Below are 26,115 nucleotides of genomic sequence, written 5' to 3' on the forward strand. Positions count from 1 at the left end.
GGATCAGTGGCAGCCGCGGACGCGCCGATGGTCGCGGCGCAAAGTGGATACACATCAATGCTTGACTCATTCCAGAGAACGGACAAGACTTTCGTTCGTGCCTACGGCCACGGAATTCCAGCAGATGCTGCGGGGAGTTTCACTGCGCGTGACCGCACCCCGCGTCGCGGTGCTGAGCGCGGTGCACGATCATCCGCACGCCGACACCGATTCGATCATCCGCGCCGTGCGTTCTCGCCTGTCGGCAGTGTCGCACCAGGCGGTATACGACTCGTTGCACGCGCTCACCGCCGCGGGCCTGATCCGATGTATCCAGCCATCCGGCTCGGTAGCGCGTTACGAGTCGCGCGTCGGCGACAACCACCACCACGTCGTCTGCCGGGCGTGCGGGTTGATCGCCGATGTCGACTGTGCGATCGGCGAGGCCCCATGTTTGACCGCGTCCGACGACAGTGGCTTCGCCATCGATGAGGCCGAGGTCATCTACTGGGGACTGTGTCCCGACTGCGCGGCATCACAACGTCCCTGACCGCAGCCCGCACCATATATTCAGGAAGGAATGTCGTGACATCCGATAGCCGCCCACCCGTTCCCGACACCGGGACTCTGAGCGCAAGCGAAAGTGAGAACCCGGCGATCCCGTCGCCGACTCCCAAGACCGACCGACGCCCCAGCACCAATAAAGACTGGTGGCCGGAGCAGATCGATGTCTCGGTGCTGCATGCCCATTCGCCCAAGGGCAACCCGCTCGGCGACGACTTCAACTACGCCGAAGAATTCAAGAAGCTCGACGTCGAAGCTCTCAAAGCCGATGTCGCGGCCGTGCTGACCGATTCGCAGGACTGGTGGCCCGCCGACTACGGCAACTACGGTGGCCTGTTCATCCGGATGAGCTGGCACGCGGCGGGCACCTACCGGATCGCCGACGGACGCGGCGGCGGCGGGCAGGGCGCCCAGCGCTTCGCCCCGCTCAACAGCTGGCCGGACAACGCGAACTTGGACAAGGCGCGCCGACTGCTGTGGCCGGTCAAGCAGAAGTACGGCAACAAGATCTCCTGGGCCGACCTGCTGGTGTTCGCCGGCAACGTGGCCCTCGAGTCGATGGGGTTCCAAACCTTCGGCTTCGGCTTCGGCCGCCCGGATATCTGGGAGCCGGAAGAGATCTTCTGGGGCCCGGAGGACACCTGGCTCGGCGACGAGCGCTACAGCGGTGAGCGTGAGCTGGCGGGGCCGCTCGGCGCCGTCCAGATGGGTCTGATCTACGTGAACCCGGAAGGGCCCAACGGTCGACCGGATCCGGTTGCCGCCGCGCGGGACATCCGAGAGACGTTCGGCCGCATGGCAATGAACGACGAGGAGACCGCCGCACTGATCGTCGGCGGCCACAGCTTCGGCAAGACCCACGGTGCGGGCGACCCCGAACTGGTCGGCCCCGAACCCGAAGCCGCCCCGCTCGAGCAGCAGGGCCTGGGTTGGAAGAGTGCCCACGGCACGGGCAAGGGCAAAGACGCCATCACGAGCGGCCTGGAAGTGGTCTGGACGTCCACTCCGACCAAGTGGGGCAATGGTTTCCTGCAGAACCTGTACGGCTACGAGTGGGAGCTCACCAAGAGCCCCGCCGGTGCGTGGCAGTGGACGGCGAAGGACGCTGAGGCGACCATCCCGGATCCGTTCGATGGCCCCGGGCGGCGTCCCACCATGCTGACGACGGACCTGGCCCTGCGGGAAGATCCGATCTATCGGGAGATCACCCGCCGCTGGCTGGACCACCCGGAGGAGCTGTCCGAGGCGTTCGCGAAGGCCTGGTACAAGCTGCTGCACCGCGACATGGGACCGATCAGCCGCTATCTCGGTCCGTGGGTTCCCGAACCGCAGCTCTGGCAGGATCCGGTGCCCGCCGTCGACCACGAACTGATCGACCAGGCTGACATCGCGGCCCTGAAGAGCAAGGTTCTCGAATCCGGCCTGTCGGTTGCGCAGCTCGTCAAAACCGCCTGGGCGTCCGCGGCGAGCTTCCGCAGCACCGACAAGCGCGGCGGTGCGAACGGCGCCCGGATTCGCCTCGAGCCCCAACGGAACTGGGAGGTCAACGAACCGGCCGAGCTCGCCAAGGTGCTGCCGGTGCTCGAGCAGATCCAGCAGGACTTCAACAGCTCGGCCACCGGCGGCAAGAAGGTTTCGCTGGCCGACGTAATCATCCTCGCCGGTTCCGCGGCGGTCGAGCAGGCGGCCAAGGACGCGGGCCACGATGTCACGGTGCCGTTCGCGCCCGGCCGCACGGACGCGACGCAGGAGAACACCGATGTGGAGTCGTTCGCGGTGCTGGAACCGCGGGCCGACGGGTTCCGCAACTATGTGCGGGCCGACGAGAAGGCTCCGCTCGAACGCCTGCTGCTCGAACGCGCGTACATGCTCGACGTGACGGCTCCGGAGCTGACGGTACTGATCGGCGGTCTGCGTGCGCTCGGTGCCAACTACGGCGGTACCGAGCACGGTGTCTTCACCGACCGTCCGGGTACGTTGACGAACGACTTCTTCGTCAACCTTCTGGACCAGTCCACGGAGTGGAAGGCGTCCGAGTCGGCGGAGAATGTCTACGAAGGTTTCGACCGGCGCACCGGTCAGACCAGATGGACGGCCACCGCCAATGATCTTGTCTTCGGGTCGCATTCGGTGCTGCGTGCCATTGCCGAGGTGTATGCGCAGCAGGACGCCGGGGCGAGGTTCGTCAACGACTTCGTCGCGGCGTGGGTCAAGGTGGTCAACAACGACCGGTTCGACCTCGCCTGATCTCTAGCGACGAATCCAGGCCGTCCCCTCGGGGCGGCCTGGATTCGTTTGCGCACTTGGGAAGTAGATCTAATTCTGCCGGGCTAGCGGATATCAATTGTCCCGTCGAACATCAGCGGGGTAGCGCCCGGGTAGCAGTCTCGGAACATGTTCGTCGGCATGGGCACGCCGTAGCCGATCATGTTCGGCTGACCGCCCTGGCCCTTGGTGACGGTGATTTGGATTGCCATCGCGTCGGGTGCGAACAGCATCACCGGTTGGGCGGTGGTGATCGGATAGACCAGCGACACAGTGTTGCCGATGACTCTGAGACAGGTGACGGGGCCGGTGACTCGCACGGGGAGCGCCATGTTCCCCAATTTGCCGTTGGCCACATAGGTTCCGGTGGCCGGACCGTCGCCTTGTCCGCGTGCGTCGACGTGCAAAATATTCACGCCGAGCACCTGCATATTGCCATTGATCGTCACGCTGGCCGGTTCCGCCGCAGCTGGCCCGGCAGCCGCGGCCACTGCCGCCCCGGCCGCAACTACGGATACAGCGCAGCGAGTAATCCAATTAGTCATGGAAGAAACCTCCTGAGGTGGGGTACGCCCGCCGAATACCCGGTGTGCGAACGCCCATGCGGCCCGGTTTATACCGAGCGTGGGTCAGCCCACGAAGTTCGTGATCTTGTGCGGAGTTACGCGAACAATCACCCGCACCACCTCAGCCGGCTCCGGCGGCGGGTCCTGACCAAGGTACTTCTGGCACAGTTGGCGAGGCAAAGTCTTCTCCGGGTCCGCGATCAGTTCCGCGGTGCCCCGAATATCGACTGTGTAATAGGGGTTTTCGGGATCGAAGGCGGTGATACTGACCCGGGCATCGCGAGCCAAATTCCGCCCTTTGAGGCGACCCGTCGTCGTGGAAAACAGCACCGTGTCACCGTCGCGGGCAATCCACACCACCGAGGTTTGCGGACTACCGTCCCGGTTCAGCGTCGCGACCGTGGCGAACGCCTTGCCGTCGAGCAGTTTGCGGGTTTCCTCATCGAAAGACACCGTCACGATGTCACTCCTGCGCTGTAGAACCCGGCCCATGGTGATGGACCCTGTCACCGGTAACGACCTGGCGCCGATACTACGTCGTCACCAGCACCAAAGCCCGTGCACGAGTAGTTCTGGGTCGATGACCTGCACAACTGAGATCTGCGCAGTGACGGCCCCGCCACCGCGGGTTCGGTAGCCGCCACCCGTGGCGCGAACTTGCCGCCCACGCTGTGCCCGACCACGAAGACCCGCTCACCGTCGACGGTCGGCAAATCACGCAAGGTCTCGATTCCCGCGACGGCGTGCGGGACGTACTCGTCGCTCGGCGCGAAACCGGCCGTGGCCGCGAGATACTCGGGGTGGGCGTAGGTGACCTTGTCGAACCGCAGCACCGCGACACCGCGACTGGCCAGACCCCAGGCGATGTCCTTCGGTTCTTGTTCGGACCCGCGGTGCCGTCCCGGTCGAACGGTGCGCCACCACCGGCGAGCAGCACCGCCGCCGGATGCGCCCCTTGCCGCGGGGGAGGGTCACGGTTTACGGAGCCCGATCCTGTTTCCGGCCGGCGGGCAGCTCGACACCGAGCCGACGAAGAGTGCGGGGTCCACGTAGCCGCGCCGTCTGCAAATCCTCTGCCGCCCGAGCGAATTCAGCTCGGCGGTGCGGGACGCAGCTCGCCAGGGTGACTGTCGACGTGTAACTCCTGCCAGTGGCCCGGTGCGTAGTACCGGACGCCGTTGGTCTTGCTGTCCACCACCAGGACACCGCCGTGGAACCAGAATCGGTCTTCGTCGCCGTACTCGAGGCCAGTGTGTTCGGTGTCGTGGGTGTAGACAGTAAAAGCCATGCGCGCCAGGCTATCGGTCTGAGCCGGACCGGGTGGTCTGGAATGGTTTTCGCGGATGCTGGCCACTCCCACAGAGTTCAGTCGAGCAGGTCGGTCTGATGGGTGAGAGCACTGCGGATCAGGGCATGGACCGCTTCGGGGCACCCGATGGCCCGCTCCGCGGTGAGCTCGCGGACGTAGCGTGCCGAGCCAGTAAGGAGCCCGTTGGGATCGTCCAGGAGCGCGCCTTTGTGAAAGACGAGCCGCACTCCCTTCTTGGCAGCGGCGATCGCGAATAGCCAGTCGTGCCAGCGACTCTCGACGGTGAAGGTGATACGCCCCCACTTCACGGCCTGTTGAAGCCGAGAATCCGCGGCGCTGACCAGTCTGATGAGCTCGCCAGCCTGGCCCCGTTGCGCCTCGTCGAGTTGAGCGAGCCATGCCTGGATATCCGATCCTGGTTCATCGGTCATGACCCCACCTCCTTTCGGACAGTGCCATGATCTCGCTGAGGTACGACAAAGAAGGTCTTGGTCACCCCGGCCACGCGAAATTTCGCTGGTGGCTTAACCGATTCCCGGCAGTCGGCGGTAGAGCTAGCGTGGCCCGCATGCACTCACCGCTCACGGGCACGGCCGCCGGCGTGCCGTTCACCGCGCTGCCACCGGCCCACGACGGCCCCGCGCCGCTGATCGTCACCTGGCACATGCTGGACGCGCCGCGGTCGGACGCGGCATTCGCTGCCGCCTTGCCGATGAACGACGTGCCCGCGTGGCGGGTGCACCTCGGCATGCCGATGTGCGGGGCGCGCATGGTCGACGGCAGCATGGACGCCGGGCTGGAATTGATGCGCGAAGACGTCCTGATGTCGTTTCTGTATGCGTTCGTCCGACAGGCGACCGAAGAATTCCCAGCAGCACTGGCGTCGATCCGCGCACAGCTGCCGGTCGATGACGGCCCGATCGGCATACTGGGCGGGTCGCTGGGCGGCGCCGTCGCGCTGCGAATCCTTGCCGACACCGAGATTCCGGTCTTCGCCGCCGCCATCGTGAACGGCGCCATTCGAATGCGCTCCGTCGTGGACCTTTTCCCAGGCGACTACCCATATGACGCCGAGTCCGAAAAGGCCGTCGAAAGCCTGGATTTCGTCGCCAAGGCGGGCATCATCGCCGGTCGCGCGCCGCTGCTGGTCATCAGCGGCGAACTGGATCACCCTGCGCTACGAGCCGACGCCTTCGACCTCGTCAAGACCGTAGGGGAAGGCGCCGAACTACAGTCGATCCCCGGCTTGGCACACCCACTCGCCGACGAACCCGGCATCGAGCCCGCGCCCCAACTGCCACCCGCCCGCGAGGTGGACGCCGCCCTGACCACGTGGTTCCGAGGCCACCTCATGGCCACACGCTAGGCGACACTCCGCGCGGTGAAGCTTGCCGACATGAGGGGTTCTTCGGTGTCGGAGACCGGTGGTGCTCATAAGCTTCATGTGTGCCTGATACTTCCTCGACCGGCGAAAACGCGGTTGCCTCGAAGGCGGCGATCGGGGGTGCGGTCGGCGCTGTGGTGCTGGTGCCGTTGGCTGCGGCGATCGTTGCGGTGGTGTACCGGTTTCCGGTGCCGCTGGCGGGCTACGCCCGTGGGTTCGGGGGAGCGGGCTCGGCTGCGTTGGGCAGTCTGTTCTATCTCGTGCTCGGGGGTGCCCCGGTGGTGGCAATCCTCGGGGCCGCAGGTGGTTTCGTCGTGGCTCGGTCCGCGGGGCACGATACCGGTCGCGTTCGGGGCCGCGTTCTTGTCGTCGCGGCGGCGGTGGCACTCCTCGCCGCGGTCACGTTGGCCGTGCTCGAATTCTTCATCGGCCCTTGGTAAGTCTTCTGGCGCGTCCCCGCCTGAGAGCTCGGCGAAGCTAGGTTTCTTGATCTCCCAGAGTCTTCGCGCGCTGCGGCTGGCGGCTCCGGAGCCACCTGGTCGAGTCGATCTCGCCGCACCTGGGGTCACTGCGAGGTGCCTTCGGATGCCGACCCAATCACTAACTGCGCCAACATCTCTGGGGCCGTCCGTTCGGACGGTGGGAGCGGTTGGGCGTTTCGACCCCCGCTGCCGCGAGGATCCCTCCGCTGGCCGGTGTGGCCGCGGGACGATATGATCAACCCGATGACGACTCATTCTGTTCAAAGATTGGGGGTTCCATTCGTGCAAGGTGAGTGCTGATGCGCACTGACATCACGAATGGGGACTACTCCCGCCCGTCCTTCTGGCTGCGTGTGCGTGAATTCGCCGTGCCGCCCTCCATGATCGAAACTGCCACCACCCGCCGTCGCGCGGGGGACTGGGCGGGCGCGTGCGCCGCGGCCGGCTTCGATATCGATTTCAATATGCGGTCCGTGGCGCGCCGCCACGGGCACGAACTCGCGGCCCGAATCCGGGCCGACCTCCGCCATCTGGCCCCTGATCTGTTGCGCTGGCATCTGCCTAGGGTCGCTCCGGACGGACTGTTGCGACCAGGTCTGACCATCGCCCTGGCGCGGTACGACACGGCACCGGACCAATACAGCGCACATCCCATGCACCTCGTGGTCCGGACCGCGCCGACTTGGGCCGATGCGGGCCAGCGGATCAGCCTCGCACTGTGGGACGGATCCGCCGGTATCAGCCCGCATCCGCATCCTCGTCCCAATCGGCGATTCCGCTTGGATCTGCACCGCCACCTGTGGGACGTGCGCAGGGCCGATGAGCTGCGGATACGGTCCGGAGCCGAGCGGTCCGCCGATAACCACCCGACGCTGGACCCCGAACTGCTCGCGACGGTGCCGCAGCTCCGCCGCTGCGCCGTCGACCGATGGGCGGACGAAGCGGAGATTCTCCGCCGAGCCGAGGGACGACGTACCAGTACTTTCGTCGTGCGATTCGGGGCCAAACAACGTTTGGTTCTGGAAGTGGACGGCGGTGTCGGACCACCCATAGTGCGGATCGCGTCGGATTACCCGGTTGGTGATGTCTCCGCGCTGCCGGTCCTACCCGACGCGGCGACTTGGGTACTGCCAGATCTGGAACTCATCCGCACCGGTGCGATAACGGCCGACCGGCTGCATCCGCTGGTCGCCTCGGCCTTGGTTCCCAATCATTCGCCCGCCGATGCGCCCCGGGTCCCTGACCGGGCCGGGCAACCGCGCATCGTGGAATGCCGGGGAGAACTGCATCGAATCGGACTGGCCAACGGGGTCCTGATCGCATTGGACCACGACCAGGCCGAGATCCGGCGGGAGGAATTGCTGGTAGCACTGACCGGCACTCCGCTGCCTTGTCTGCGGGCCATCGATGAGGCGCACCGTCATCCGGACTGTCTCGTCGGCGTCCGCGAACGTCTGGACCATGGCGACACCGCGGGCGCGCTGGCTGTCGTCGGGGGACTGCTCGGCTCGGACGCGTCGCTGCGTGACGGCGCTCTGCGCGACGAACTCGAGGCGTCCGCCCGGCGGCGAATCATCTACGGCCTTTTCAGGGCAGGCCTGACCGAACCCGAATTCGACCGCATGCCACCGGGTCGTCGCCGTCACCGCAACCACCGCGCGCACCCGCGTAACGCGGCCTCTTACTGATCCGGCGACTTTCGTCCCGCATCCCACTCAAATCTGCTGACTCACAAGGTGATCACACATGTTTGCTGCTACCCGCCCGCCCGCCCAACTCGACGTCGCAGCCGAGTTGCTGACCCTGCTGCGCGACGTAACCACCGAACCACGCCCCGACACCCAACTGGCGGCCCTGGCGCTGGCCGTCGCCGCCGACCTGCCGGTCCTCCTATGGGGTGAGCCGGGGATCGGGAAGACCGCGGCCCTGACTCAACTCGCCGCCGACCTCGACCTGCCACTGACCACAGTGATAGCGAGTGTCCATGAGCCGTCGGACTTTTCGGGCCTGCCCATCATCGGCGACGATCCCGCGGAACACGGAGTCCCGATGGCTCCGCCGGACTGGGCCGTCCGACTCGTCCGGGCCGGCCGCGGTCTGCTGTTCTTGGACGAACTATCCACTGCGCCGCCCGCGGTGCAGGCCGCCCTGCTCCGTCTGGTGCTGGAGCGGCGGATCGGCAACCTCCGACTGCCGCCCGGTGTCCGAATCGTGGCTGCGGCCAACCCGCGATCGTCGGCGGCCGATGGCTGGGAGCTGAGCCCGCCGCTGGCCAATCGGTTCGTGCACCTGCAGTGGACCCACGACCACGATGTCGTGGTTCGCGGCCTCGGCGGGACCTGGCCACACGCGACGCTGCCGCGGCTGGCTCCGGAGAAGTTGACCGAGGCGGTGGCCTTCGCCCGGCGCGCGGTGTGTGTGCTCCTCGCGGCCCGCCCCGCGCTGGTGCATCAACTCCCCACCAGTGAAACGCGCCGGGGCGGTCCTTGGCCGTCGCCGCGCAGTTGGGAGATGACGCTGTGGCTGATCGCCTTCGCCACCGCGGCCGGCTCGTCTCGGGATGTGCTTTCGCTGCTGGTCCGGGGCACCGTTGGCGATGGGCCGGGCTTCGAACTGCTGGCCAGCTTGGATCGGATGGACCTCCCGGACCCGGAAGCGCTGTTGGCTGATCCGGCGGGCGCCGTCTTGCCCGAGCGAGGGGATCTGCGCCAGGCCGTGCTCGACGGTGTCGTGGCGGCAGTTCGTAAGCGCCCGGAGAAGTCTCGATGGGACGCGGCGTGGACGCTGCTGGTCAAGGCTCTGGAAACCGGAGCCCCGGACCTGATCGTCGTTCCCGCAACGACTCTCGCCGCGCTGCGCCAGGACGACTGGGATGTTCCGGCGGCGATCGAGGAGCTTGCCGGAGTGGTATCGATGTCCCAGGAAGCGGATCAGGCCGCAGCCCGTGTCGCCGCGAAGGCAGGGCGATGAGCGCGAAAGCTGTTGGGACGCTGGACCGCGACAAGCTCTTCGCCGCTCGATTGAACGCTGTGAGGGCCCGGCCCTATCTGGCGACCGCGCTATACGCACTGTGCGTTGTCGAGTCGCGCCGAGTGCCGACGATGGGCGTCGACCGGTACTGGCGGTGCTACGTTTCGCCGGCGTTCGTGGACCGGACTCCGGTGGAGGAACTGGCCGCGGTGTGGGTGCACGAGGTGTCGCACCTGCTGCGCGACCATCACGGTCGCAGTGACCGATTCGCCCGGCAACACGAACTGACCGGCCCCGCCGAACGACTGCGGATGAACATCGCGGCGGACTGCGAAATCAATGACGACGCGTTCGGCCACGGGCTGATCCAGCCCGACAGGGCTGTCGTGCCTGCGACGTTGGGGTTACCCCGGGGCCAGCTCATGGAGGACTATTTGCGTGAGTTCCGGCTCGGGCCACGTACCGACGGCATAGCTTGGCTCGACTGCGGCAGCGGCGCCGACGGGCTGGAACGCGAGTGGGATCTGGGACCGGACGGTGCGGACGGGCTCAGCGAGCAGGAACGAGACGCGGTCCGGTTTCGGGTAGCGCAAGGCATTATCGGTCGGCCGGGGAACGCGCCCGACGGGTGGCAGCGTTGGGCTGAGGAGGCGTTGCACCCGCCACAGCCGTGGCGCGACCTGCTGGGAGCGGCCATCCGCTCGGCAGCCAGCGGCGGCGGTGGCTGCGACGACTACACCTATGGCCGACCGTCCCGGCGCTCGGCGGGGGTGCCCGGCGTCGTGCTGCCGAGCCTGCGGCGAACGCCGCCGCGAGTCTCGGTGGTCATCGATACGTCAGGATCGGTCAGTGATATCGAATTGGGCAGCGCGCTTCTCGAAGTGGCCGCCATCGCCCGTGCCGTCGGCGGCCGCCGCGACCTGGTCACCGTGCTGCCGTGTGATGCGGCGGCAAGGATCGTGCACCCGCTGTGTCGGGCCGAGCGAATACCGCTGGTGGGCGGCGGGGGCACGGATCTGCGCACGGGCGTCGCCAAGGCGCTGCGCGCGCACCCTCACCCCGATGTCCTGGTGGTCCTGACCGACGGCCAGACACCCTGGCCGGCCCGACGGCCACCGTGCCGGACCGTGGTCGGCCTGTTCCGTCGGCAGCACGTCGATTCGTGGAGCGAACACGATCCCGATTACGTGCCGGACGCGCCGCCAGCATGGGCCCGCGTGGTCGATATCGGTTAGCAGCGTATCGCACAGTGTGGCAACGACATTGGCGGATTCAACGGCCGGTGTGCGTCGGTCGCAACTTGTGGACGACGGCGGCTGTCGCGGTGGCGGTGACGTCGTCGACCCAGTCCGGAATGGGTTCCGCGGCGGCGATGTACTCGCGGACGAGCCCGTAGGGAATGGCCTTGACGGCGGCCACCGCGATCGCCATGCGGTGCTCGTCGGCGTCGCCGAACTCCGCGACGACGGCGGCGCGCAGCGTGTCGTTCATTCGGTCGTTGACCGTGGCGATATCGGCACGCAGTTCCTCGGGTCCGACGTCCAGCAGTTCGTCGCGCCGGAACATCTTCATCGCACGGGCTTCGGTGGGGTGCTCACGGCAGTACCGCGTCAGGTACATCGCCGCCGTGAGCAGCGGCTCGGGCCCCGCGAGAGCGGCGATGAACCCGATGTGGAAGCGCCGGATCGAGCGCAGCCACAGCCGGGCGAGCAGCTCTTCGCGGGAGGCGAAGCGCACGTAGATCGACCCGGCGTGGATACCGGAGGCGGCGCTGATCGCGGCGATGCTCGGGCGGGTCGTCGCCGGATCGGCGAGCACATCGCGCGCCGCGTCGAGGACCTGATCATCGGTGAATCGCCGCGGTCTTGCCACGCGGGACAGCTTAGGGCAAGGTTTCGGAATGTGGATTCAAAAACTAGGTTACCGCTCACCGGCGCCCTGCTCACCTTCATCGGATCGGCTCATACCGTGCTCGGCGTTGTCATCTGGATTGCCGGTGTCGAGCAGGCCGAGCTCTCGTTCTGGTTCACCGCGTTCGGCGTTGCCGCCGTCTGCTTCGGGATCGCCGTGATCGATGTGGAGCGAACCCGCGGCTATGTGCCGGCGCCGATCCTCGCCGCAATCGCCGTGCTCACTGTGTTCGGTCTCGTATTCGAGCCTGTGTCCGGGTTCCTCACCGTCCTGGTGCCTCTGGCCCTCGGCGTCCGTGGATGGATGCGCCACCGCCGCGTCGCCGCGGTCCCGGCGGCATAACTGTGAGTGCCCGTCGTCGGTAATACCGCGCTATCATTCTGGTATGACTGGCGTGGAGAAGTTCACCATCAGCCTGCCGACCGAACTGGCTGCTTACATCCAGAGCAAGGTGGAATCGGGCAACGCCGCAACCCGATCAGCGTTCATCGCGGACACCCTGCGCCGAGCAGCCGCCCGAGACCACGACCTGGAAGTGCTGGCCAACCACTACGGTCCTGAACCCGAGGGTTGGGCCGACGCCGTCGCGGCGGCGGAGAAGTCGTTCAGCGCTGACCAGAAGCGGTGACCGGCAGGGTGCTCGACACGAGCGCGATCATCGATGTGGCCAACCGGGGCAGCATCTACGTTCGCGCGACCCTGCATGTCGCCGCCCGGGAGGGTTACAGCATTGTCGTGCCCGCCGCCGCGCTCGTCGCAGCGTCCTCGGTCCTGTCGGTGCAACATCGTGACGACTTGGCAGTCCTGCTGAACCTGAGCGTCGTCACCATCAGTGAGCTACCCGCCGCGGAAGCGGTCGGAATCGGCCTGCTCACCGCACAGGGGCGAGTCGATACCGGCCATGTGCTGTGGTGCGCCCGCCACACCACCTATCCGATCCTGACCAGCGACGCACCCTGGATCCGCTCCTTGGACGGCACCGTAGAGCTCGACATCATCCCCTGACCGGGCCGCGCAGCCCTCGGGCCAGTTGGCAGATTCACCGACTCAGTAGTTGATCCGGCGTTGGGCGGCAGTCCTTTTGAGTGCAGAGGTGGACGCCGCCGATATTGCCCAGCACAACACCAGCACCAGGATATCCGCCAAGTAGGTCAAGCCGAGCGGAACATTGAAGTACCCCAGGCGCCAGCGCGCGTGCTCCGGAATTACGAGGATATGACCCTCGAACACAAGGTCGGTGTGGCCCATATGTGCGAAGTAGAGCATTGCGAATTGCAGTGCGCAGGACAATATTGCGAGGATCGCGACGAAGGTCGACCTTACACGCGCGGTCCGGGAACGACGGGCAAGCAATATCGACAATGTCACGATGGTGATCGAACCGGCAATCACCGCGGCCACCGCGACATTGTATGCGGCCAGCGATTTCCAAAAGGTCAACGACGAGAATTTTATCGCCAGGACACCGGCGAGCGTTAGCCAGCAAATCAATGATCGCGCCCCGCTCAGTCGCGAAATAGGAAGCAAGGCAGCGTCATTCACGCTTGCCATCCTAATCCAGTGTCCGGCAAACGCCCCGACCTAGCGGGGCAACAAGAGGTCCACCCAGGGGAGCCAGCGGTCGTTGTTGGTCGGATCGATCATGCTGAAGGAACCGTTGTCCTTGTATTCCCACCAGCTGTAGCCGAGGCCCTTCGACTTGAACAGTGCGACGTAGTCCTTGATGAACTGGTCGTGGCCGGGTTTGTTTGCGGCGATGCCGAATTCGCCGATCCATAGTGGCAAGCCGACTTCTCGGGTCAGGTCGAGTTGCACTTGGAGGTGGGTGGCAAGGTCGGGTTTGTTCGCCGGGTTGTAGCCGGGGAAATCGGCCTCGTCGGAGGAGGCGTTCGGCGTGGTCGCACTGCCGTTGGGGTTGTATCCGGCGCCGACGCCGCCGGGGTAGTAGTCGCGGATGGACCAGATCAGGTTCTCCTTGCTACCCGGGGTCAATGCGGCGAACGCCGAGGCGGGCACCTTCGCGTCACCATAGGACGGTTCGAGCATGATGCTGGTATCCGGGTCCTCGGCGCGGATGGCGTCGATGATCTTCGTATAGCCCGATAGCAAGCCGTTCGGGTCGCGCGGATCGTGGTACGGCTCGTTGATCGGGTCATAGGCCGCGACTGCCGGATCGTCGGCGTAGCGCGTCGCGAGAGTTCGCAGGAAGCCGAGCCCATCCGCGATGGCTTGCTCGAAGGCTTCGAGCCGCTGTGGCGAGGCCGATGGCAAGGACCGCTGCCCGTATGCGCATTTTCTTCTGAGCGACAGGTGGATTCGGTGCCCGACTCGGCGGAGCCGCCGGTCATGAAGCTGTCGGAGCCGTCGATGGCGGCCACGATGCCGGAAGGGTCGCGTGGGTAGGACCTAGCTGAATACGGGCGCACGGTCGCGCAGTTTTCGGGCCGCCGCCGACAGATAGGTGTCCGTCCGCCACACCAGACTCAGCACGCGCTCGCACCCAGGGTCGTCCACCCCCAACCAGGCCACCGGGTAGCGCGGCGCCGCCTGTCGCGAACCCGCTGGGACGAACCCGATTCCGAGCCCGGCACTGATCAGATCGCCGGTCGCGCCCGGCTCGTCACCCTCACAGGAGATCAGCGGACGCAATCCGGCCTCGGCGAACAACCGATCGAGCAGCGTCCGTGGCCAGTAGCCGGGGCGGCAGGTTACGAAGTGCTCGTCGGCCAACTCCGCGACCGTGATTCGGTCGCGCGCCGCCAACGGGTGGGCGAGCGGGACGGCCAAAAGCACGTCCTCGCGCCACAATTCGACGGACCGCAGCGCCGGGCCCGCCAGCGGTTGCGAAGCGAAGCACAGATCGACCTCGCGATCCGCGAGCTGTCGCAGCATCGTTTCGGCATTCGACTGGAACAGCCGGACATCGACACCCGGATGCTCGACGCGGAACCGGGCGAGCAATCCGGTGATCGTCAACAGCGTCTCGGCGGCGACCGTGACGCGGCCGTGCTCGAGCCCGGCCGCATCGGCCAATTCAGTACGCGCGTCGTCGAGTTCGGCCAGCGCACGATCTACTCGGCGCAGGAATGTCACGCCGAACGCATTGAGCCGCACCTGCCTACCCACGCGGTCGAACAGCGGGACGCCGAGCTCCTTCTCCAACCGCGCGATCGTCCGGCTCACCGATGGCTGCGCCACCCGCAATTCCTCAGCTGCCTGACTGATGTGCTCGCGCCGGGCGACTGCCTGGAAATAGCGCAGTTGCAGTAGATCCATCCCGGTTCCTCCGAACGCTGACCTCGCTGATGCCTCTCGGTGCATGAGTTTATGGCAGAACTGGTCTTGGCAGGCATGAGCCGTCCAGGCTTAGCGTTCGAGCTATGAACTCCACGGATCCCATCGTCATTGTCGGAGCTGGTCTGGCCGGTGCCACCGCGGCGCGGACGCTGCGCGCCGAAGGCTACGCGGGCTCGCTCGTCGTGCTCGGCGACGAGCCGCATCAACCGTATTGGCGGCCACCACTGTCCAAGGGCCTGCTGGCCGGGTATGCGGAACCGGAGCACATTGCTGTGGCGCCACCGCGGAGCTGGGCCGACAGCGACATCGACCTGCGGACCGGAATCAGTGTGCGGGAGCTGGATCCCGCCGCACGGACGCTGACTCTGGACCACGGGTCGCACTTGCGCTACAGCCAGCTCCTGTTGGCCACCGGCGGGCGGGCCCGGCAGGTCGCGGGGATGGACGGGGCACGCACGTTGCGGACGCTGTCCGATGCGCTCGCACTGCGCGACGAACTGACGAAGAAGTCCGCCCTGCTGGTCATCGGCGCGGGACTGATCGGTTTGGAGACGGCGGCCACGGCCCGCTCGCTCGGTTGCGAGGTCAACGTCCTGGAGGCGGCCGGAGCGCCGCTGAGCCGCGTGGCGCCGCCGTGGCTCGGTGGTCTCTTCGCCGCGCTGCACCGCGGCAAGGGTGTGCGGCTCGAGCTGGGTATGCGGTTGGACCGGGTGACCGAGACGGCGGACGGTGTCGTCGCGGTCGCGGCGGACGGGCGCACCAACTGGTCGGCGGACATCGCGGTCGCGGCGCTCGGGATGGTTTCCGAAACCGGGCTGGCCGAGCGTGCCGGGCTGACGGTCAGCGGTGGCATTGTCGTCGACGAATGGTGCCGTACGTCAGCGCCGGGAGTTTTCGCGGCCGGTGACGTCACTGTCCGGACCCACCCGCTGCTCGGCGGGCTGTACCGGATCGAGCACTACAGCAATGCCCTGGCGCAGGCGGCCGCCGCGGCGCGAAACATGCTGGGCAACAGGACTTCCTATGCGCCCGTCCCGTCGGCGACGTCCGAGCAGTTCGGCACGCGCTTGGAGATCTGCGGCTGGCCCGATGCCGCCGACGTCTATGGCGAACGCGGCTGCTCGGTCCGCGGTGAACCGGAGGACCTCGACTTCTCCGCCCTGTTCTGGAAGGACGACCGCCTCGTGGCGGCGGCGTGCGTCGGTCGTAGCGGCGAATTCGAGCAGTTGCACCGGATCATTCGCGACCATCCCTACACCGATGTCGACCGCCTCACCGATCCCGCGGTCGACCTGGCCACGATCGTCGGCTGACCGCCGGTAGCACCGAATCCGAGCAGGTCCTCACATCCGCACGGGCTGTCTCGTCGGACACGTATATCCACCAAAAAGCAAGGAGCGCATCATGGAAGCCCGGTTGAACCTCTTCGCCAACCCCGTCGGAGCCAAGTCCCTGAAGCACCTCGTGTCGATGGGCAAGGCGCTCGCGGACTCGACGCTGCCCGTAGCGACTCAGGAGCTGGTGCGGCTGCGCGCCAGCCAGATCAACGGGTGTGGCCTCTGCGTCGACATTCACACCAAAGAGGCCGCACACGCCGGGGAAACCGCGGTGCGCCTGCACCTGGTCGCGGCGTGGCGTGAAGCCACGGTATTCACCGAAGCTGAGCGCGCGGCGTTGGAATTGGTGGAGGAAGGCACCCGCATTGCCGACGCTGCCGCAGGGGTTTCGGACGAGGTCTGGACGAATGCCGTCAAGCATTACGACGAGGATCAGCTCGCCGCTCTGGTGTTGCTCATCGCCAATATCAACGCTTTCAACCGGGTCAACGTCATCACCAGGCAGCTCGGCGGCGAGTACCAGCCCGGCCAGTTCGGATAGGAAGGGTAGCCACATGCGTCTGCGGATCGTCACGATCAACGTCCAGAACAACGAGGGCGACCGTCGCCGACTCGGCCTGCTCAACCGGGAGTTGCGTCGTCTGGCGCCCGATCTCGTTGCGCTGCAGGAAGTCGTCGACAATGAACAGCTCGACGCGCTGTTGGACGGAACTGAGCTGCACGGCACCCATCAGGCCGACGCGATGGCCTACACGCCGCCGTTCGCCGACCGGTACGGCGGCAACGCGGTGGCCAGCCGCTGGCCGCACCAGGTCGTGGAAGTTCTCGATCTGCGCCTCGCGGGGGCCGGGGATGTCCCCTGGTGCACGGTGGCGGTCAAGGTGCCGTTGCCCGGCGAAGGCGACGTGCTGTTCGTTTCCACCACTGCCGCTTGGCGTTTGGATGCCGAAGCCGTGCGCGAGCAACAGGCCCTGGCGCTCAGCGATCTCGACGCCCGGCACCGCACCGACCTGCCCACGATCATCGCGGGGGATTTCAACGCCGGTCCCGACGCGGCCAGTATCCGCTATCTCACTGGCCGTCAATCGTTTTCCGGACGAAGCGTGCACTACCACGATGCGTGGGAGGTCGCTGGTGACGGACCCGGTCACACCTGGAGCGTCGACAACGCCGCTGCCGCGGCCTTGTTCGATCAAATCGTGCGTCAGCCGGGGCACCGACGTCGGCTGGACTACGTCTTCACCGGCTCCTGGCACGCACATCCGAAGGCGCGCTGCGAGATTCGCGCCGCGAAACTCGCCTTCGACCAGCCCACCGATGGAGTCTGGCCGAGTGATCACTACGGCGTCGTCGTCGACGTCGAGATCGGCAAGGACGAATGATCAGGAGTAACGCGAGCCGATACCCGTGTTCCGGCTTCGGCCATCTGGACCGCGGTGCACCGCCGCTGGGCAGTGGCGAAGGCGTGATACTGGCCGCATGACCTGTCTCCTCGTGGATCCGCGATCCCTGCCCGCCGAGTTGCGTCCTTACTTGGAAGACCTCGTGCAGCGCGCATGCACCAGGTGCGGTTCTCATCTGGTCAGTGTGTTCGCGGTCGGGTCCATCGCCCTCGGGGACTATCGGCATGGGCGCAGCGATGTCGACGTGACGGTCGTCGTCGATCCGGCTGTTCCCGCGCAGGTCGTGCGCGAGTTGGCTGGGTCGCTTGCCCATCCCGCCCTACCCTGTCCGGCGGCCGGGCTGGAACTGGTGGTCTACGACGCGGACTTCGTGGCCCGCCCGTCCGACCAGGCCGGGTATCTGCTGGATCTCAATACCGGCCCGCTGCTGTCGAACCGCGCGAGCTTCGATCCGACGCAGTCACAAGCCTTTTGGTATGTCATCGATCGCTCCATCGCTCATCAGACCGGGCGCTTGCTGTACGGCGCGCCAGTGCGGCAGGTGATCTCGCCGCCGACGCGGCGCGACCTGCTCGCCGCGATTCTGACGTCGGTGCGTGAGCACACCGACGGGGCAGGCCACCTGGCCGACAACCAGGTGCTCAACGGTTGCCGCTCGGTGGCGTACTGCCGCACGGGTAGGTGGCTGGCCAAACGCCGTGCCGCACAACTGATCGCGACGTCCGAAGCGGCTTTTCAGCCGCTCATCGATAGCGCACTCCGCAGCTTCGAGCGCCCCCGTTCGGCAGCGCTCGCCCTGCCGACCGCCGACGTGCGGTCCTTCATGACGTGGGTCCGCGAACGTGTCGAAGCAGCCGCCGAAACGAACCCCGATCACTGATCCGATTCGTTTGGTTCGAGTTTGACCGTTATCGGTCCGCACTCAATCGATGACGGCGAATTGCGGCGTGCATGGGATCGTATTGCGACCGTTGTGCGTTGGGCACAGAACCATCACTGGATGTGCAATGGGGTAGCGGTATCCTGCTGTTAACTCGTCGACTGGAGCGAGCAACAGGGGCAAGTGTTGGGCATCAATGCGATACGGAATTTCGCGTCATATCGCGGTCAATATCTGATCGGGGTCTGCCTGGCGCGGGTTCGATGCCGAATCGACATTTCCGGTTCCGCCGACGACCGGCAGCGCGCCCATGACGCGCTCGTCGAGAGTGGCTGGTCCGCCCTGTCCCACACGGAGACCGACACCTATGTGCGTGACATTCGAGGTTCGTTGTCCAGCAGCACGATTGAGGAAGTGGTGCGCCACGTCCACACCCACATTGTCGATACGCATTCACGGGCCGCCATCGACAGGGCCTCGCTAGAGCGCATCCGTTATGCCGGGCTACGCTTCACCCACAGACCGGCGCCGCTCGAGCACGACGGTCGGCGGGTCGATGCCCTTGCTGAGATCTCGATTACGCCTAATGCTCGCTCGGTTCGGGAGCAACAGGCTGAATCCGGCCCGGCGGATACCGCAGGAACTTTGAGCCTTTTTCGTGAACGGCTGACACGTGTGCCGGAGTTCTTGTACGGATGTCTCGAACAGGTTGCGAAAGCTACTGCTCGGTTATATAGCCGAACAACACCACAATGGTTCCGACAGTTGGTTATCCGACTCATTGCCGACGAATCGGCGCACTATGTCTCGACTCGAATCGCGCTACTCGTCGCCAGTGGGGGTCTCGGAGTTGCTGCCGCGGCGGTCGTCGCTGCCCGGTTCCCCGACCGTCCGACGGGTGCTGAGCCCGCGTTGGGGCTTATCGGCGTTTCGGCTGTCCTGCTACTTATCCTCGGTGCGCTGAACTTGTTCACCCGGGTGGCCGTGCATCGAGCGGATTCGGCATTGCCGCAAGGTTATTCGCGTTGGCAAGCCGAGCGATGGGCGAATGCCAACCGAACCGATGTCGCGCGCTTGATCGGCGCAGCGCGCCATAACGCGATCCGAATGTGCTGGAAGACAGGCACTCTCGTGCTCCGCATGATCGCGATGGCCGGGGCGGGGGCCCTCCTTTTCCTTTCGGGGCAGACGATATGGTCCAACTCGCGGCTGATCGCCGCGACGCTCCTCACCATCGGCCTGCTGCTGGGCTGGATCCTGGTCATCGATTCGGTGCGCCCACGACAGCGTGCGGGTTCCCGCCTGATCATCCGCCGGACGGCGGCCTCGGTGCTGCTGGCGGGTGTCGGAGGAGCGATGGTGCGGTTGCCTTCCTACTTCTTCTACCAACCGCTCGGCTATCCGGCGTTCGCGTTCGAAATCGGTTGGCACGATGTCGTTGTCAATGCACGCGGGTTCATCATGGCGGCGCTCGGGTCCGGGGCGCTGATCGCGGTCTACTGGCTGTTCTCGCCGCGGATCACCCCGGTGTGGCGATCGGCCTTTGCTCTGCTGCTACTCATGTGCGCAACCGTCGGCATGTTGAGCGCACTGGTCGAAGCGGGGCGACCGGCCGAGGACATCATCCGGAAGCAATCCATTGTCGCGGGCGGCACGCGGTACGCCGCATGCTTCGACATCGACGGCCAGCAGCAACCGATCTGGATCATCGGCCAATCCGCCAATCGCTTCCTCATCGGGGATAGAGAGTTCTCGACGGCCTCCGGGGAGGTGTCTCGGATTACCAACGTCCGGATGACCCCCAGCGGCACCGTGTACCGGATCGTGGCGAGCTCCAGTACATGCCGATGACGTCTGGACGTGACCAGATCTTCCACGCCACTACTCGTCGATCCAGCCGAGCTCAACTGCCCATTCATGGGTGGCGGTTTCGACCGCTGGCAACGTAAGGAACGAAACGGCGTACAGCACAACGAGGAGCCCGATCGGAACGGCCCAAGCTCGAAGACGGGATTCCCAAGGGCGAGGACGAGTTTCCGTCGGACGGGCTTCAGCCTGTCCAGCGTCGGCCCGATGGTGCCGCGTGTCCGGGAGCCGACGTTCGGCTGGTCTCAGCATCCACGACGCGATGGCGCACATCGCGAATATCAGCGGCACTCGCCACGACTCGAAACCGTCACCGACCCACAGATGCGACGCCACGGCGCCCGCCCACAGGACGAAGGCACCGGCGTACGCCCACTCCTTGATCAGCGGGAGCCCGGGCGCGATGATCACGACGGCCGCGGCAGCCTGACACGCGCCCAGGATGTAGGCGAAGAAGTGCGGGTATCCCAGGTGACGTAGCTGAATTTCGATCCATTCGATCGTCAGAAGGTTCCAGACCGATCCGGCAGTCAACTCGAAGACGATGACCAACGTGGTGGCCCAAAAGGCGATGGGACGGAGCCGGTTCCAGAACGTGTCGCTACCTGCGATGGTGGCCGACTTCGCGTCGGATGCTGCTGTCGTCGTGGTCGAGAGAGGTCCGGATGCCGGTCGCGGCGATCGCGGACCCAAGGAATGTGAGGGGACCGAACGGGACATCACGGAGCGCGCACCGGCGTGTCGCCGCAGCCATGTCCCGCTCGGCGGAGGGTCTCGGGTCTGGTGGGGGAATGGGGTGTGGTGGTGGTCGTTTTGATGGCGGGGCGGCCGGGGCCAGGTCGGAACGACGCCGCTCAGTGCGGCGTCCGGCGGCGGTTGTGACCGGCACCAGGTGGGCCGGGGTCGGGTCGGTCAGGTATCCCAAGGAATTCGGGAATGCTGGTTCGGGTCGGTGGCCGCGGGCTAGCGTCGGCGCTCATCGGAGGAGTGCACGAAGGGGCCGGAGGTGCCGCGTGGGCGATCACATTACCCGTGGTGCGGCGGTTACTGCCGCGCGGTTCGCTACAGCGGTTCTGGTGGGTGCGATGCTGACGGGCACCGCGCGGGCCGAACCGGCGACGCCGGAGCAGGTGTCGGCCCCGGACGGCTCGCATGTGCTGACCGTCACCGAGGGGCGGTCGGGCATCGATATGAGCGTCTACTCCGCGCTGATGCGGAAACCCGTCGCTGTCAAGGTGCTTCGCGCACCGGACGATTCGATACCCGCGCCGACGCTGTATCTGCTCAACGGCGCGGACGGCGGCGCCGATCGCAACTGGGCCGACGCGACCGATGTCGCCGAGTTCTTCGCCGACAAGCAGGTCAACGTCGTCATTCCGTTCGGCGGCGAGGGCAGCTACTTCACCGATTGGCGCACCGATGACCCGGCGCTCGGCAGGCAGCGCTGGGCCACCTTCCTCACCCGCGAGTTGCCCCCGATCATCGATGCCACGCTGAAGACGACGGGCGCCAATGCGATCGCGGGAATCTCGATGGCGGGAACCGCGGTTTTCCAGCTGGCGTTGACCGCGCCCGGGGTCTATCGCGCGATCGGTTCGTACAGCGGCTGTGTGCGCACCAGCGACGTGCGCGGTCAGGCCGTGGTCAACGCCGTCGTCGCCAGCCAGCAGGGCAACCCGGCGAACATGTGGGGCCCGCCGAGCGATCCGGCATGGGCCGCCAACGATCCGTATCTGCACGCCGAGAAGCTCCGTGGCACGGCCATATACGTGGCCAGCGGCAGTGGACGACCGGGACCGCTCGATACCCCCGAGGGTGTCCGCGGTGATCTGCTGCAGCTGACCTACCAGTTGTTGTTCGGCGCCCCGCTCGAGGCCATCGCGAACGTGTGTACGCGGCAGCTACGGGATCGGTTGCGGGAGTTGAATATTCCCGCGACGGTCGACTTGCGGGCGACCGGCACCCATTCGTGGGGATATTGGCAGCAGGATCTGCACAACTCCTGGCCGATCTTCAGCGCCGCACTGAATCGGTGAATGTACTCGGTGCGTGCACGAGCCACGCGACAGCCCGCTGTGTTGTTGGGAGAATTCAGATGTCGGATAGTGCCATCGTCGGCTACCCATGCGCTGCCGATCTACCGGACTCGGGCCAGGAATTCGAGGTCGACCGCCGCGACGGCGCGCACGACGTGCCGGGGGAGGTGCGCGCGTGACGGAGATCGGCGCCCGCCTGCCAGGTGTGCGGACCGAAGACGGATTCGGCCCTTGGCTCGCGTTCACCGGATGTCTCATTGCGGTATTCATGCAGATGATCGATGTGACCATCGTGAATACCGCGCTGCCGAATCTCACCGCCGACCTGGCAGCCTCGCCGTCCCAGCAGCTGCTGGTGGTGTCCGGCTACTCACTGGCCTTCGCGTGCACCCTGCTCACCGCGGCTAGGATCGGTGCGATCCTGGGTCGTCGCGTCGTATTCCTGGTGTCGGTGGTCGCCTTCACCGCGGTGTCGGTATGGTGCGGAATCTCCACCAGTGCAACAGAACTGGTGATAGCCCGGATCTTCCAGGGGGCGGCGGGCGCGGGCATGGCCGCGCAGACCATTGCCATCCTCATCGCGAGTTTCCCACCCAGCCGCCATCAGCTGGTGTTCGCGCTGTACGGGGCGACCGCGGGATTCGCCGGAATGCTCGGGCCGATAGTCGGCGGGGCGCTCGTCACGGCCGATATCGCCGGGCTCGGTTGGCATTCGGTCTTCCTGATGAACCTGCCGATCGGCATCCTTGCCTTCGCCCTCGGCTTCCGATACCTGCGCCTGGGCAAGCCGCCGGAACGCGACCGACTCGACCTCGGCGGCGTGGCGCTGTCCACCGTGAGCCTGTTCGCGCTGCTCGCCGCGCTCGCGGATATCCAGCAGAACGGTTGGCGGCCAGGGCCTTTCGGGGTGATCGTCGCGGCGCTCGCGCTAGGTGCGGTTTTCATCGGATACGAGCGCAGATTGACACGGCGTGGTGGCAGCCCGCTGGCGCGCTTGGACCTGTTCGCCAATCGCGGCTTCGCCATCGGCGCCGCACTGGTGGCGAGCTTCTTCGGCCTCTTCACCGCGTTCGTCTTCACCGTATCGATCACCCTGCAGGACGAACTGCACTTCACCCCGCTGCGCACCGGGGTGGCGATGACACCGTTCGCGCTCGGTGCGGGTGCGGGTGCGCTCGCCTCGCCATTCCTGGTAAAGCGTTGGGGGGTAAAGGTACTCGCGCTCGGCATCGCAATGTACGGCGGCTGGGTGGCCGTGGGCGCGGTCTATCTGCAGCTGACGAACGGGCAGGTTGATCTCGCACTGGCCCTCGGGCCGGTCTTCCTCGCGGGCCTCGGGGTCGGCCTGTTCGGCGTGCAATTACAACCGCTGATGCTAGCGGGGCTGCGCGAGCGCCAGATGGCCGAGGCGTCCGGCCAATTGCCCACCATCGAGCAGATCGGCAATGCGGTCGGCCTTGCGCTGTTGAGTGTGGTGTTCTTCCGCGCCCACACCCTGGGCGGCAGCGTCGTCATGCTGCTCGCCATCGCGATCGGCGCCATTGCCATGGCGCTGCCGACGCTCGCGCTGCCGGACCCGGCGAAGAAGCTCACGTGATCACATGCGGACCGCCCAGCGCGGACGGCATCGGCGATTCGCCCGGCTCCGATCCGATGAGCAGCCGCTTGATGATCTTGCCGGTTTCGCCGCGCGGCAACCTGGGGAGGAAGGTGACGTCGCGCGGAACCGAGAAGCGGCTCAACCGGTTGCGAATGTAGGCCCGGATCATGTCCGAATCCAGGCCCGCGCCTTCGCGTTTCACCACGAACGCGGCGAGGCGCTGGCCGAATTCCTGATCCGGGACGCCGACCACGGCAACCTCGCTGACCTGCGGCAGGTGAGCGAGGGCCTCTTCGACCGGGCGTGGAAAGACGTTTTCGCCTCCGGAGATGATCATCTCGTCATCGCGCCCCGCAATGAACAGTCGCCCTGCGACATCGAGATACCCGAGGTCGCCGGTGTCGAGCATCCCGTCGGCTTCCGCGGGCGGCGCCCAGTTCACGTAGCCGTCGAACAGCATGTGGTTGCCGACGAAGATGCGCCCGGTGACACCGATCGGAACCGGGCGCTGCTCCGGTCCGAGCACCGCGACTCTAGTGCCCAGCGGTGGTCTGCCCGCGGTGGTCGGTGCGGTCCGCAGATCGTCGGGGGTGGCGATGGTGGCCCAGGAGACCTCGGTGGAACCGTAGACGTTGTAGAGGATATCGCCGTAGACATCCATGAATCGCAGCACCGTCGCCGCGGCCAGCGGGGCGCCGCAGCTGACCACGGCGCGCAGGCTCGACGTGTCGTAGCGAGCACGTACCGCGGTGGGCAGATCGAGGATCCTGTGCACCATCGTCGGCACGACGATCATGCTGGCGACCCGGTGTTCGGCGACGAGCCGCAGACAGTCCTCGGCGTCGAAACGCTCCGGCAGGACCACCGTCGCGCGGAGCGGCGTACTGATCTGGAGACCGGCCAGGCCCCAGGTGTGAAAGAGCGGCGCCGGGATGAGCATCGGCTCCGCCATCGAGAGCGGGATCCGCGACAGCAGGGCCGCGATGGTGCCGAAGCCCTTGGGCTCCGGGCGCCGGGCGCCCTTCGGTGTGCCGCTGGTACCGGAGGTCAGCACGATCAGCCTGCCCGCCCGGTTCGGCAGGCGAAAGGGCCGCTCTCCCTTCGCGATCAGATCGTCGATAGTGATCCGGTGCGGCACCGGCGGGCGGCCGTCGGTGTTGAAGCGTGGCAGGTCGGTGTGCAGATACCGGACCAGTTGCTCGAGGTCGCCGTCGACGAACAGCGCGGCGAGCCGGTGGCGCTGCACGATGTCCTCGATCTGCCGACCGGACAGCCCCACATTCAACAGCGCCACGTCGACGCCGAGTTTCCCCGCAGCGACCATGCATTCGACCATTCCGGCGTGGTTGCGGGAGAGCAGACCCACCGTATCGCCGAAGCCGAGGTCGAGCCCGGCCAGCGCACCGGCCAGCGCGTTCGTCCGCGCGTGCATCTCGGCGAAGGTGCGGGTGCCGGCCTCGTCGATGATGGCGATCCGATCCGGTGCGTGCGCGGCCGCCGCCGCGTAGCCGCCCGCCAGATTGAATCCCCATTTCGCAAGGGAGCGCGCCTGTTTGACGCCGGTCGCAAGGTTCGTGGTGCGCCCGACGCCGACGGTGATCATCTGTTTGGCCACGCTGACCTGCCGCCGCAGTGGGGAATTCTCGGCATTGATCACCGTGGAGGTCCGTGCGCCACGGATGACATCGACCGCGCGCCGCAATCCACTGTTTACCCACGACACCACGGCGGCGTTGGACTGGTCGACGATCAGCGGATGCAACCGACCCGGCGCGAACACGGTGACGACGATCTTGGTGCAATCCTCGTCGCCACGCAGGCGGACCGAGACGAAGCTACCGGTACCCGGGCACTGCACCTCGAAGCTTTCATACCAGCGCCGCACGGTGAGCCGAAGCTGATACGTGCGAATCCCGGATTCGGCGGTGCCGATGCGCACCTGCACAATTCGGGTGTCCGCGCGGGAATCCACGTGCTCGCAGGCGCCGATTCCGGCGAACAATCGTGGGTAGGTCTGCGGTTCGAGCAGCAGATCCCACAGTGCTTTACGGGCAACCGCGAAATTCGCGCCCACATCGATGACGTCGGTAACCAATTCATGCACTTCTCGTCGGCCGGTTCGAACAGCTCGGGGCCGGCGGGTGCCCCCGATCCACCGGTCACCCATCTGGCCGATACTTCAGCGGACCGGCAACCTGCAATCGATCCCAGTATGAGACGGAACGGCGGTGTTGCTCACCTGCACTCCTACATTGTGTGCGCTGCC

28 protein-coding genes are annotated in these 26,115 nt (G+C 66.3%); 17 read left to right on the forward strand and 11 right to left on the reverse strand.

The window, feature by feature from the left end; translation table 11 throughout:
• Positions 1-124: 124 nt before the first annotated feature.
• On the forward strand, positions 125-529 hold the full coding sequence (locus ACFK0J_RS15380) for a Fur family transcriptional regulator (protein ID WP_378742851.1): 405 nt from the start codon (positions 125-127) through the stop codon (positions 527-529).
• Positions 530-564: 35 nt separating this feature from the next.
• Positions 565-2,790 carry a catalase/peroxidase HPI gene (gene katG, locus ACFK0J_RS15385; RefSeq protein WP_378740701.1) on the forward strand — a complete coding sequence of 742 codons (2,226 nt, stop codon included), beginning with the start codon at positions 565-567 and terminating at the stop codon, positions 2,788-2,790.
• Positions 2,791-2,873: 83 nt separating this feature from the next.
• Here katG and ACFK0J_RS15390 read toward each other — a convergent pair whose 3' ends face one another.
• The 5 genes from ACFK0J_RS15390 to ACFK0J_RS15410 form a co-directional block, all read right to left on the reverse strand.
• A complete protein-coding gene (locus tag ACFK0J_RS15390) occupies positions 2,874-3,353 on the reverse strand; it encodes a hypothetical protein (protein WP_378740703.1) in 480 nt (159 codons plus the stop codon).
• Between the two features lie 84 nt (positions 3,354-3,437).
• Entirely contained in the window at positions 3,438-3,833 is a 396-nt protein-coding gene (locus ACFK0J_RS15395) for a PPOX class F420-dependent oxidoreductase (protein ID WP_378740706.1), read from the reverse strand.
• A 47-nt stretch (positions 3,834-3,880) separates the two neighbouring features.
• Positions 3,881-4,207, reverse strand: coding sequence for a hypothetical protein (locus ACFK0J_RS15400; RefSeq protein ID WP_378740708.1), 327 nt, complete (start codon positions 4,205-4,207; stop codon positions 3,881-3,883).
• A 257-nt stretch (positions 4,208-4,464) separates the two neighbouring features.
• Positions 4,465-4,662 carry a hypothetical protein gene (locus tag ACFK0J_RS15405; RefSeq protein WP_378740710.1) on the reverse strand — a complete coding sequence of 66 codons (198 nt, stop codon included), beginning with the start codon at positions 4,660-4,662 and terminating at the stop codon, positions 4,465-4,467.
• A 77-nt stretch (positions 4,663-4,739) separates the two neighbouring features.
• Positions 4,740-5,114, reverse strand: a complete 375-nt coding sequence (locus tag ACFK0J_RS15410) for a DUF1801 domain-containing protein (protein WP_378740712.1) — start codon at positions 5,112-5,114, stop codon at positions 4,740-4,742.
• Positions 5,115-5,251: 137 nt separating this feature from the next.
• On the opposite strand from ACFK0J_RS15410, the gene ACFK0J_RS15415 reads away from it, so the two are divergent.
• The 5 genes from ACFK0J_RS15415 (at position 5,252) to ACFK0J_RS15435 (ending at position 10,754) form a co-directional block, all read left to right on the forward strand.
• Entirely contained in the window at positions 5,252-6,049 is a 798-nt protein-coding gene (locus tag ACFK0J_RS15415) for an alpha/beta hydrolase (RefSeq protein ID WP_378740715.1), read from the forward strand.
• Positions 6,050-6,129: 80 nt separating this feature from the next.
• Positions 6,130-6,507, forward strand: a complete 378-nt coding sequence (locus tag ACFK0J_RS15420; protein ID WP_378740718.1) for a hypothetical protein — start codon at positions 6,130-6,132, stop codon at positions 6,505-6,507.
• A gap of 341 nt (positions 6,508-6,848) precedes the next feature.
• The gene (locus tag ACFK0J_RS15425) at positions 6,849-8,237 is read left to right on the forward strand and encodes a hypothetical protein (RefSeq protein WP_378740721.1); all 1,389 of its coding nucleotides are present in this window, start codon (positions 6,849-6,851) and stop codon (positions 8,235-8,237) included.
• Between the two features lie 58 nt (positions 8,238-8,295).
• Positions 8,296-9,519 (forward strand): AAA family ATPase, encoded by a 1,224-nt coding sequence (locus ACFK0J_RS15430; protein WP_378740724.1) that lies wholly within the window; start codon positions 8,296-8,298, stop codon positions 9,517-9,519.
• On the forward strand, positions 9,516-10,754 hold the full coding sequence (locus ACFK0J_RS15435) for a VWA-like domain-containing protein (RefSeq protein ID WP_378740726.1): 1,239 nt from the start codon (positions 9,516-9,518) through the stop codon (positions 10,752-10,754). Before ACFK0J_RS15430 ends, ACFK0J_RS15435 begins: the two co-directional genes overlap by 4 nt.
• A gap of 37 nt (positions 10,755-10,791) precedes the next feature.
• Here ACFK0J_RS15435 and ACFK0J_RS15440 read toward each other — a convergent pair whose 3' ends face one another.
• A complete protein-coding gene (locus ACFK0J_RS15440) occupies positions 10,792-11,391 on the reverse strand; it encodes a TetR/AcrR family transcriptional regulator (RefSeq protein WP_378740728.1) in 600 nt (199 codons plus the stop codon).
• A 30-nt stretch (positions 11,392-11,421) separates the two neighbouring features.
• Here ACFK0J_RS15440 and ACFK0J_RS15445 point away from each other — a divergent pair, with 30 nt between their 5' ends.
• The 3 genes from ACFK0J_RS15445 to ACFK0J_RS15455 are packed head-to-tail and all read left to right on the forward strand — an operon-like array spanning position 11,422 to position 12,435.
• The gene (locus ACFK0J_RS15445; RefSeq protein ID WP_378740731.1) at positions 11,422-11,772 is read left to right on the forward strand and encodes a DUF6463 family protein; all 351 of its coding nucleotides are present in this window, start codon (positions 11,422-11,424) and stop codon (positions 11,770-11,772) included.
• A 43-nt stretch (positions 11,773-11,815) separates the two neighbouring features.
• Positions 11,816-12,058 (forward strand): type II toxin-antitoxin system ParD family antitoxin, encoded by a 243-nt coding sequence (locus ACFK0J_RS15450; protein WP_378740733.1) that lies wholly within the window; start codon positions 11,816-11,818, stop codon positions 12,056-12,058.
• A gap of 8 nt (positions 12,059-12,066) precedes the next feature.
• Positions 12,067-12,435: a hypothetical protein gene (locus ACFK0J_RS15455; protein WP_378740735.1), complete on the forward strand. Its 369-nt coding sequence runs from the start codon at positions 12,067-12,069 to the stop codon at positions 12,433-12,435.
• A gap of 42 nt (positions 12,436-12,477) precedes the next feature.
• Here the strand turns inward: ACFK0J_RS15455 and ACFK0J_RS15460 are convergent, their stop codons facing one another.
• The 3 genes from ACFK0J_RS15460 to ACFK0J_RS15470 all read right to left on the reverse strand — a co-directional run bounded on the left by ACFK0J_RS15460 (position 12,478) and on the right by ACFK0J_RS15470 (position 14,706).
• Positions 12,478-12,972, reverse strand: a complete 495-nt coding sequence (locus ACFK0J_RS15460; RefSeq protein WP_378740737.1) for a hypothetical protein — start codon at positions 12,970-12,972, stop codon at positions 12,478-12,480.
• A 39-nt stretch (positions 12,973-13,011) separates the two neighbouring features.
• A complete protein-coding gene (locus ACFK0J_RS15465) occupies positions 13,012-13,701 on the reverse strand; it encodes a glycoside hydrolase family 5 protein (RefSeq protein ID WP_378740739.1) in 690 nt (229 codons plus the stop codon).
• Between the two features lie 135 nt (positions 13,702-13,836).
• Positions 13,837-14,706, reverse strand: coding sequence for a LysR family transcriptional regulator (locus ACFK0J_RS15470; RefSeq protein ID WP_378740741.1), 870 nt, complete (start codon positions 14,704-14,706; stop codon positions 13,837-13,839).
• A gap of 104 nt (positions 14,707-14,810) precedes the next feature.
• On the opposite strand from ACFK0J_RS15470, the gene ACFK0J_RS15475 reads away from it, so the two are divergent.
• The 5 genes from ACFK0J_RS15475 to ACFK0J_RS15495 all read left to right on the forward strand — a co-directional run bounded on the left by ACFK0J_RS15475 (position 14,811) and on the right by ACFK0J_RS15495 (position 20,198).
• Positions 14,811-16,040 carry an NAD(P)/FAD-dependent oxidoreductase gene (locus tag ACFK0J_RS15475; RefSeq protein WP_378740744.1) on the forward strand — a complete coding sequence of 410 codons (1,230 nt, stop codon included), beginning with the start codon at positions 14,811-14,813 and terminating at the stop codon, positions 16,038-16,040.
• A gap of 91 nt (positions 16,041-16,131) precedes the next feature.
• The gene (locus ACFK0J_RS15480; RefSeq protein ID WP_378740746.1) at positions 16,132-16,605 is read left to right on the forward strand and encodes a carboxymuconolactone decarboxylase family protein; all 474 of its coding nucleotides are present in this window, start codon (positions 16,132-16,134) and stop codon (positions 16,603-16,605) included.
• A 13-nt stretch (positions 16,606-16,618) separates the two neighbouring features.
• Positions 16,619-17,446 carry an endonuclease/exonuclease/phosphatase family protein gene (locus ACFK0J_RS15485; RefSeq protein WP_378740748.1) on the forward strand — a complete coding sequence of 276 codons (828 nt, stop codon included), beginning with the start codon at positions 16,619-16,621 and terminating at the stop codon, positions 17,444-17,446.
• A 97-nt stretch (positions 17,447-17,543) separates the two neighbouring features.
• On the forward strand, positions 17,544-18,347 hold the full coding sequence (locus ACFK0J_RS15490) for an aminoglycoside adenylyltransferase domain-containing protein (RefSeq protein WP_378740750.1): 804 nt from the start codon (positions 17,544-17,546) through the stop codon (positions 18,345-18,347).
• 186 nt (positions 18,348-18,533) lie between these two features.
• Positions 18,534-20,198, forward strand: a complete 1,665-nt coding sequence (locus ACFK0J_RS15495; protein ID WP_378740752.1) for a hypothetical protein — start codon at positions 18,534-18,536, stop codon at positions 20,196-20,198.
• A 30-nt stretch (positions 20,199-20,228) separates the two neighbouring features.
• Here the strand turns inward: ACFK0J_RS15495 and ACFK0J_RS15500 are convergent, their stop codons facing one another.
• The gene (locus ACFK0J_RS15500) at positions 20,229-20,933 is read right to left on the reverse strand and encodes a DoxX family protein (protein WP_378742853.1); all 705 of its coding nucleotides are present in this window, start codon (positions 20,931-20,933) and stop codon (positions 20,229-20,231) included.
• A gap of 293 nt (positions 20,934-21,226) precedes the next feature.
• Here ACFK0J_RS15500 and ACFK0J_RS15505 point away from each other — a divergent pair, with 293 nt between their 5' ends.
• Together ACFK0J_RS15505 and ACFK0J_RS15510 are read left to right on the forward strand one after the other, a co-directional pair.
• Complete coding sequence (locus ACFK0J_RS15505; protein ID WP_378740754.1) at positions 21,227-22,249, forward strand: alpha/beta hydrolase; 1,023 nt, start codon at positions 21,227-21,229, stop codon at positions 22,247-22,249.
• Positions 22,250-22,424: 175 nt separating this feature from the next.
• Positions 22,425-23,846, forward strand: coding sequence for an MFS transporter (locus ACFK0J_RS15510; RefSeq protein WP_378740756.1), 1,422 nt, complete (start codon positions 22,425-22,427; stop codon positions 23,844-23,846).
• Here the strand turns inward: ACFK0J_RS15510 and ACFK0J_RS15515 are convergent.
• Positions 23,839-25,944 carry an AMP-binding protein gene (locus ACFK0J_RS15515; RefSeq protein ID WP_378742855.1) on the reverse strand — a complete coding sequence of 702 codons (2,106 nt, stop codon included), beginning with the start codon at positions 25,942-25,944 and terminating at the stop codon, positions 23,839-23,841. The two genes, ACFK0J_RS15510 and ACFK0J_RS15515, sit on opposite strands and share 8 nt — an antisense overlap.
• Positions 25,945-26,115: the final 171 nt, after the last annotated feature.

This window comes from Nocardia brasiliensis, assembly GCF_042691675.1.
GTDB lineage: Bacteria > Actinomycetota > Actinomycetes > Mycobacteriales > Mycobacteriaceae > Nocardia > Nocardia brasiliensis_D.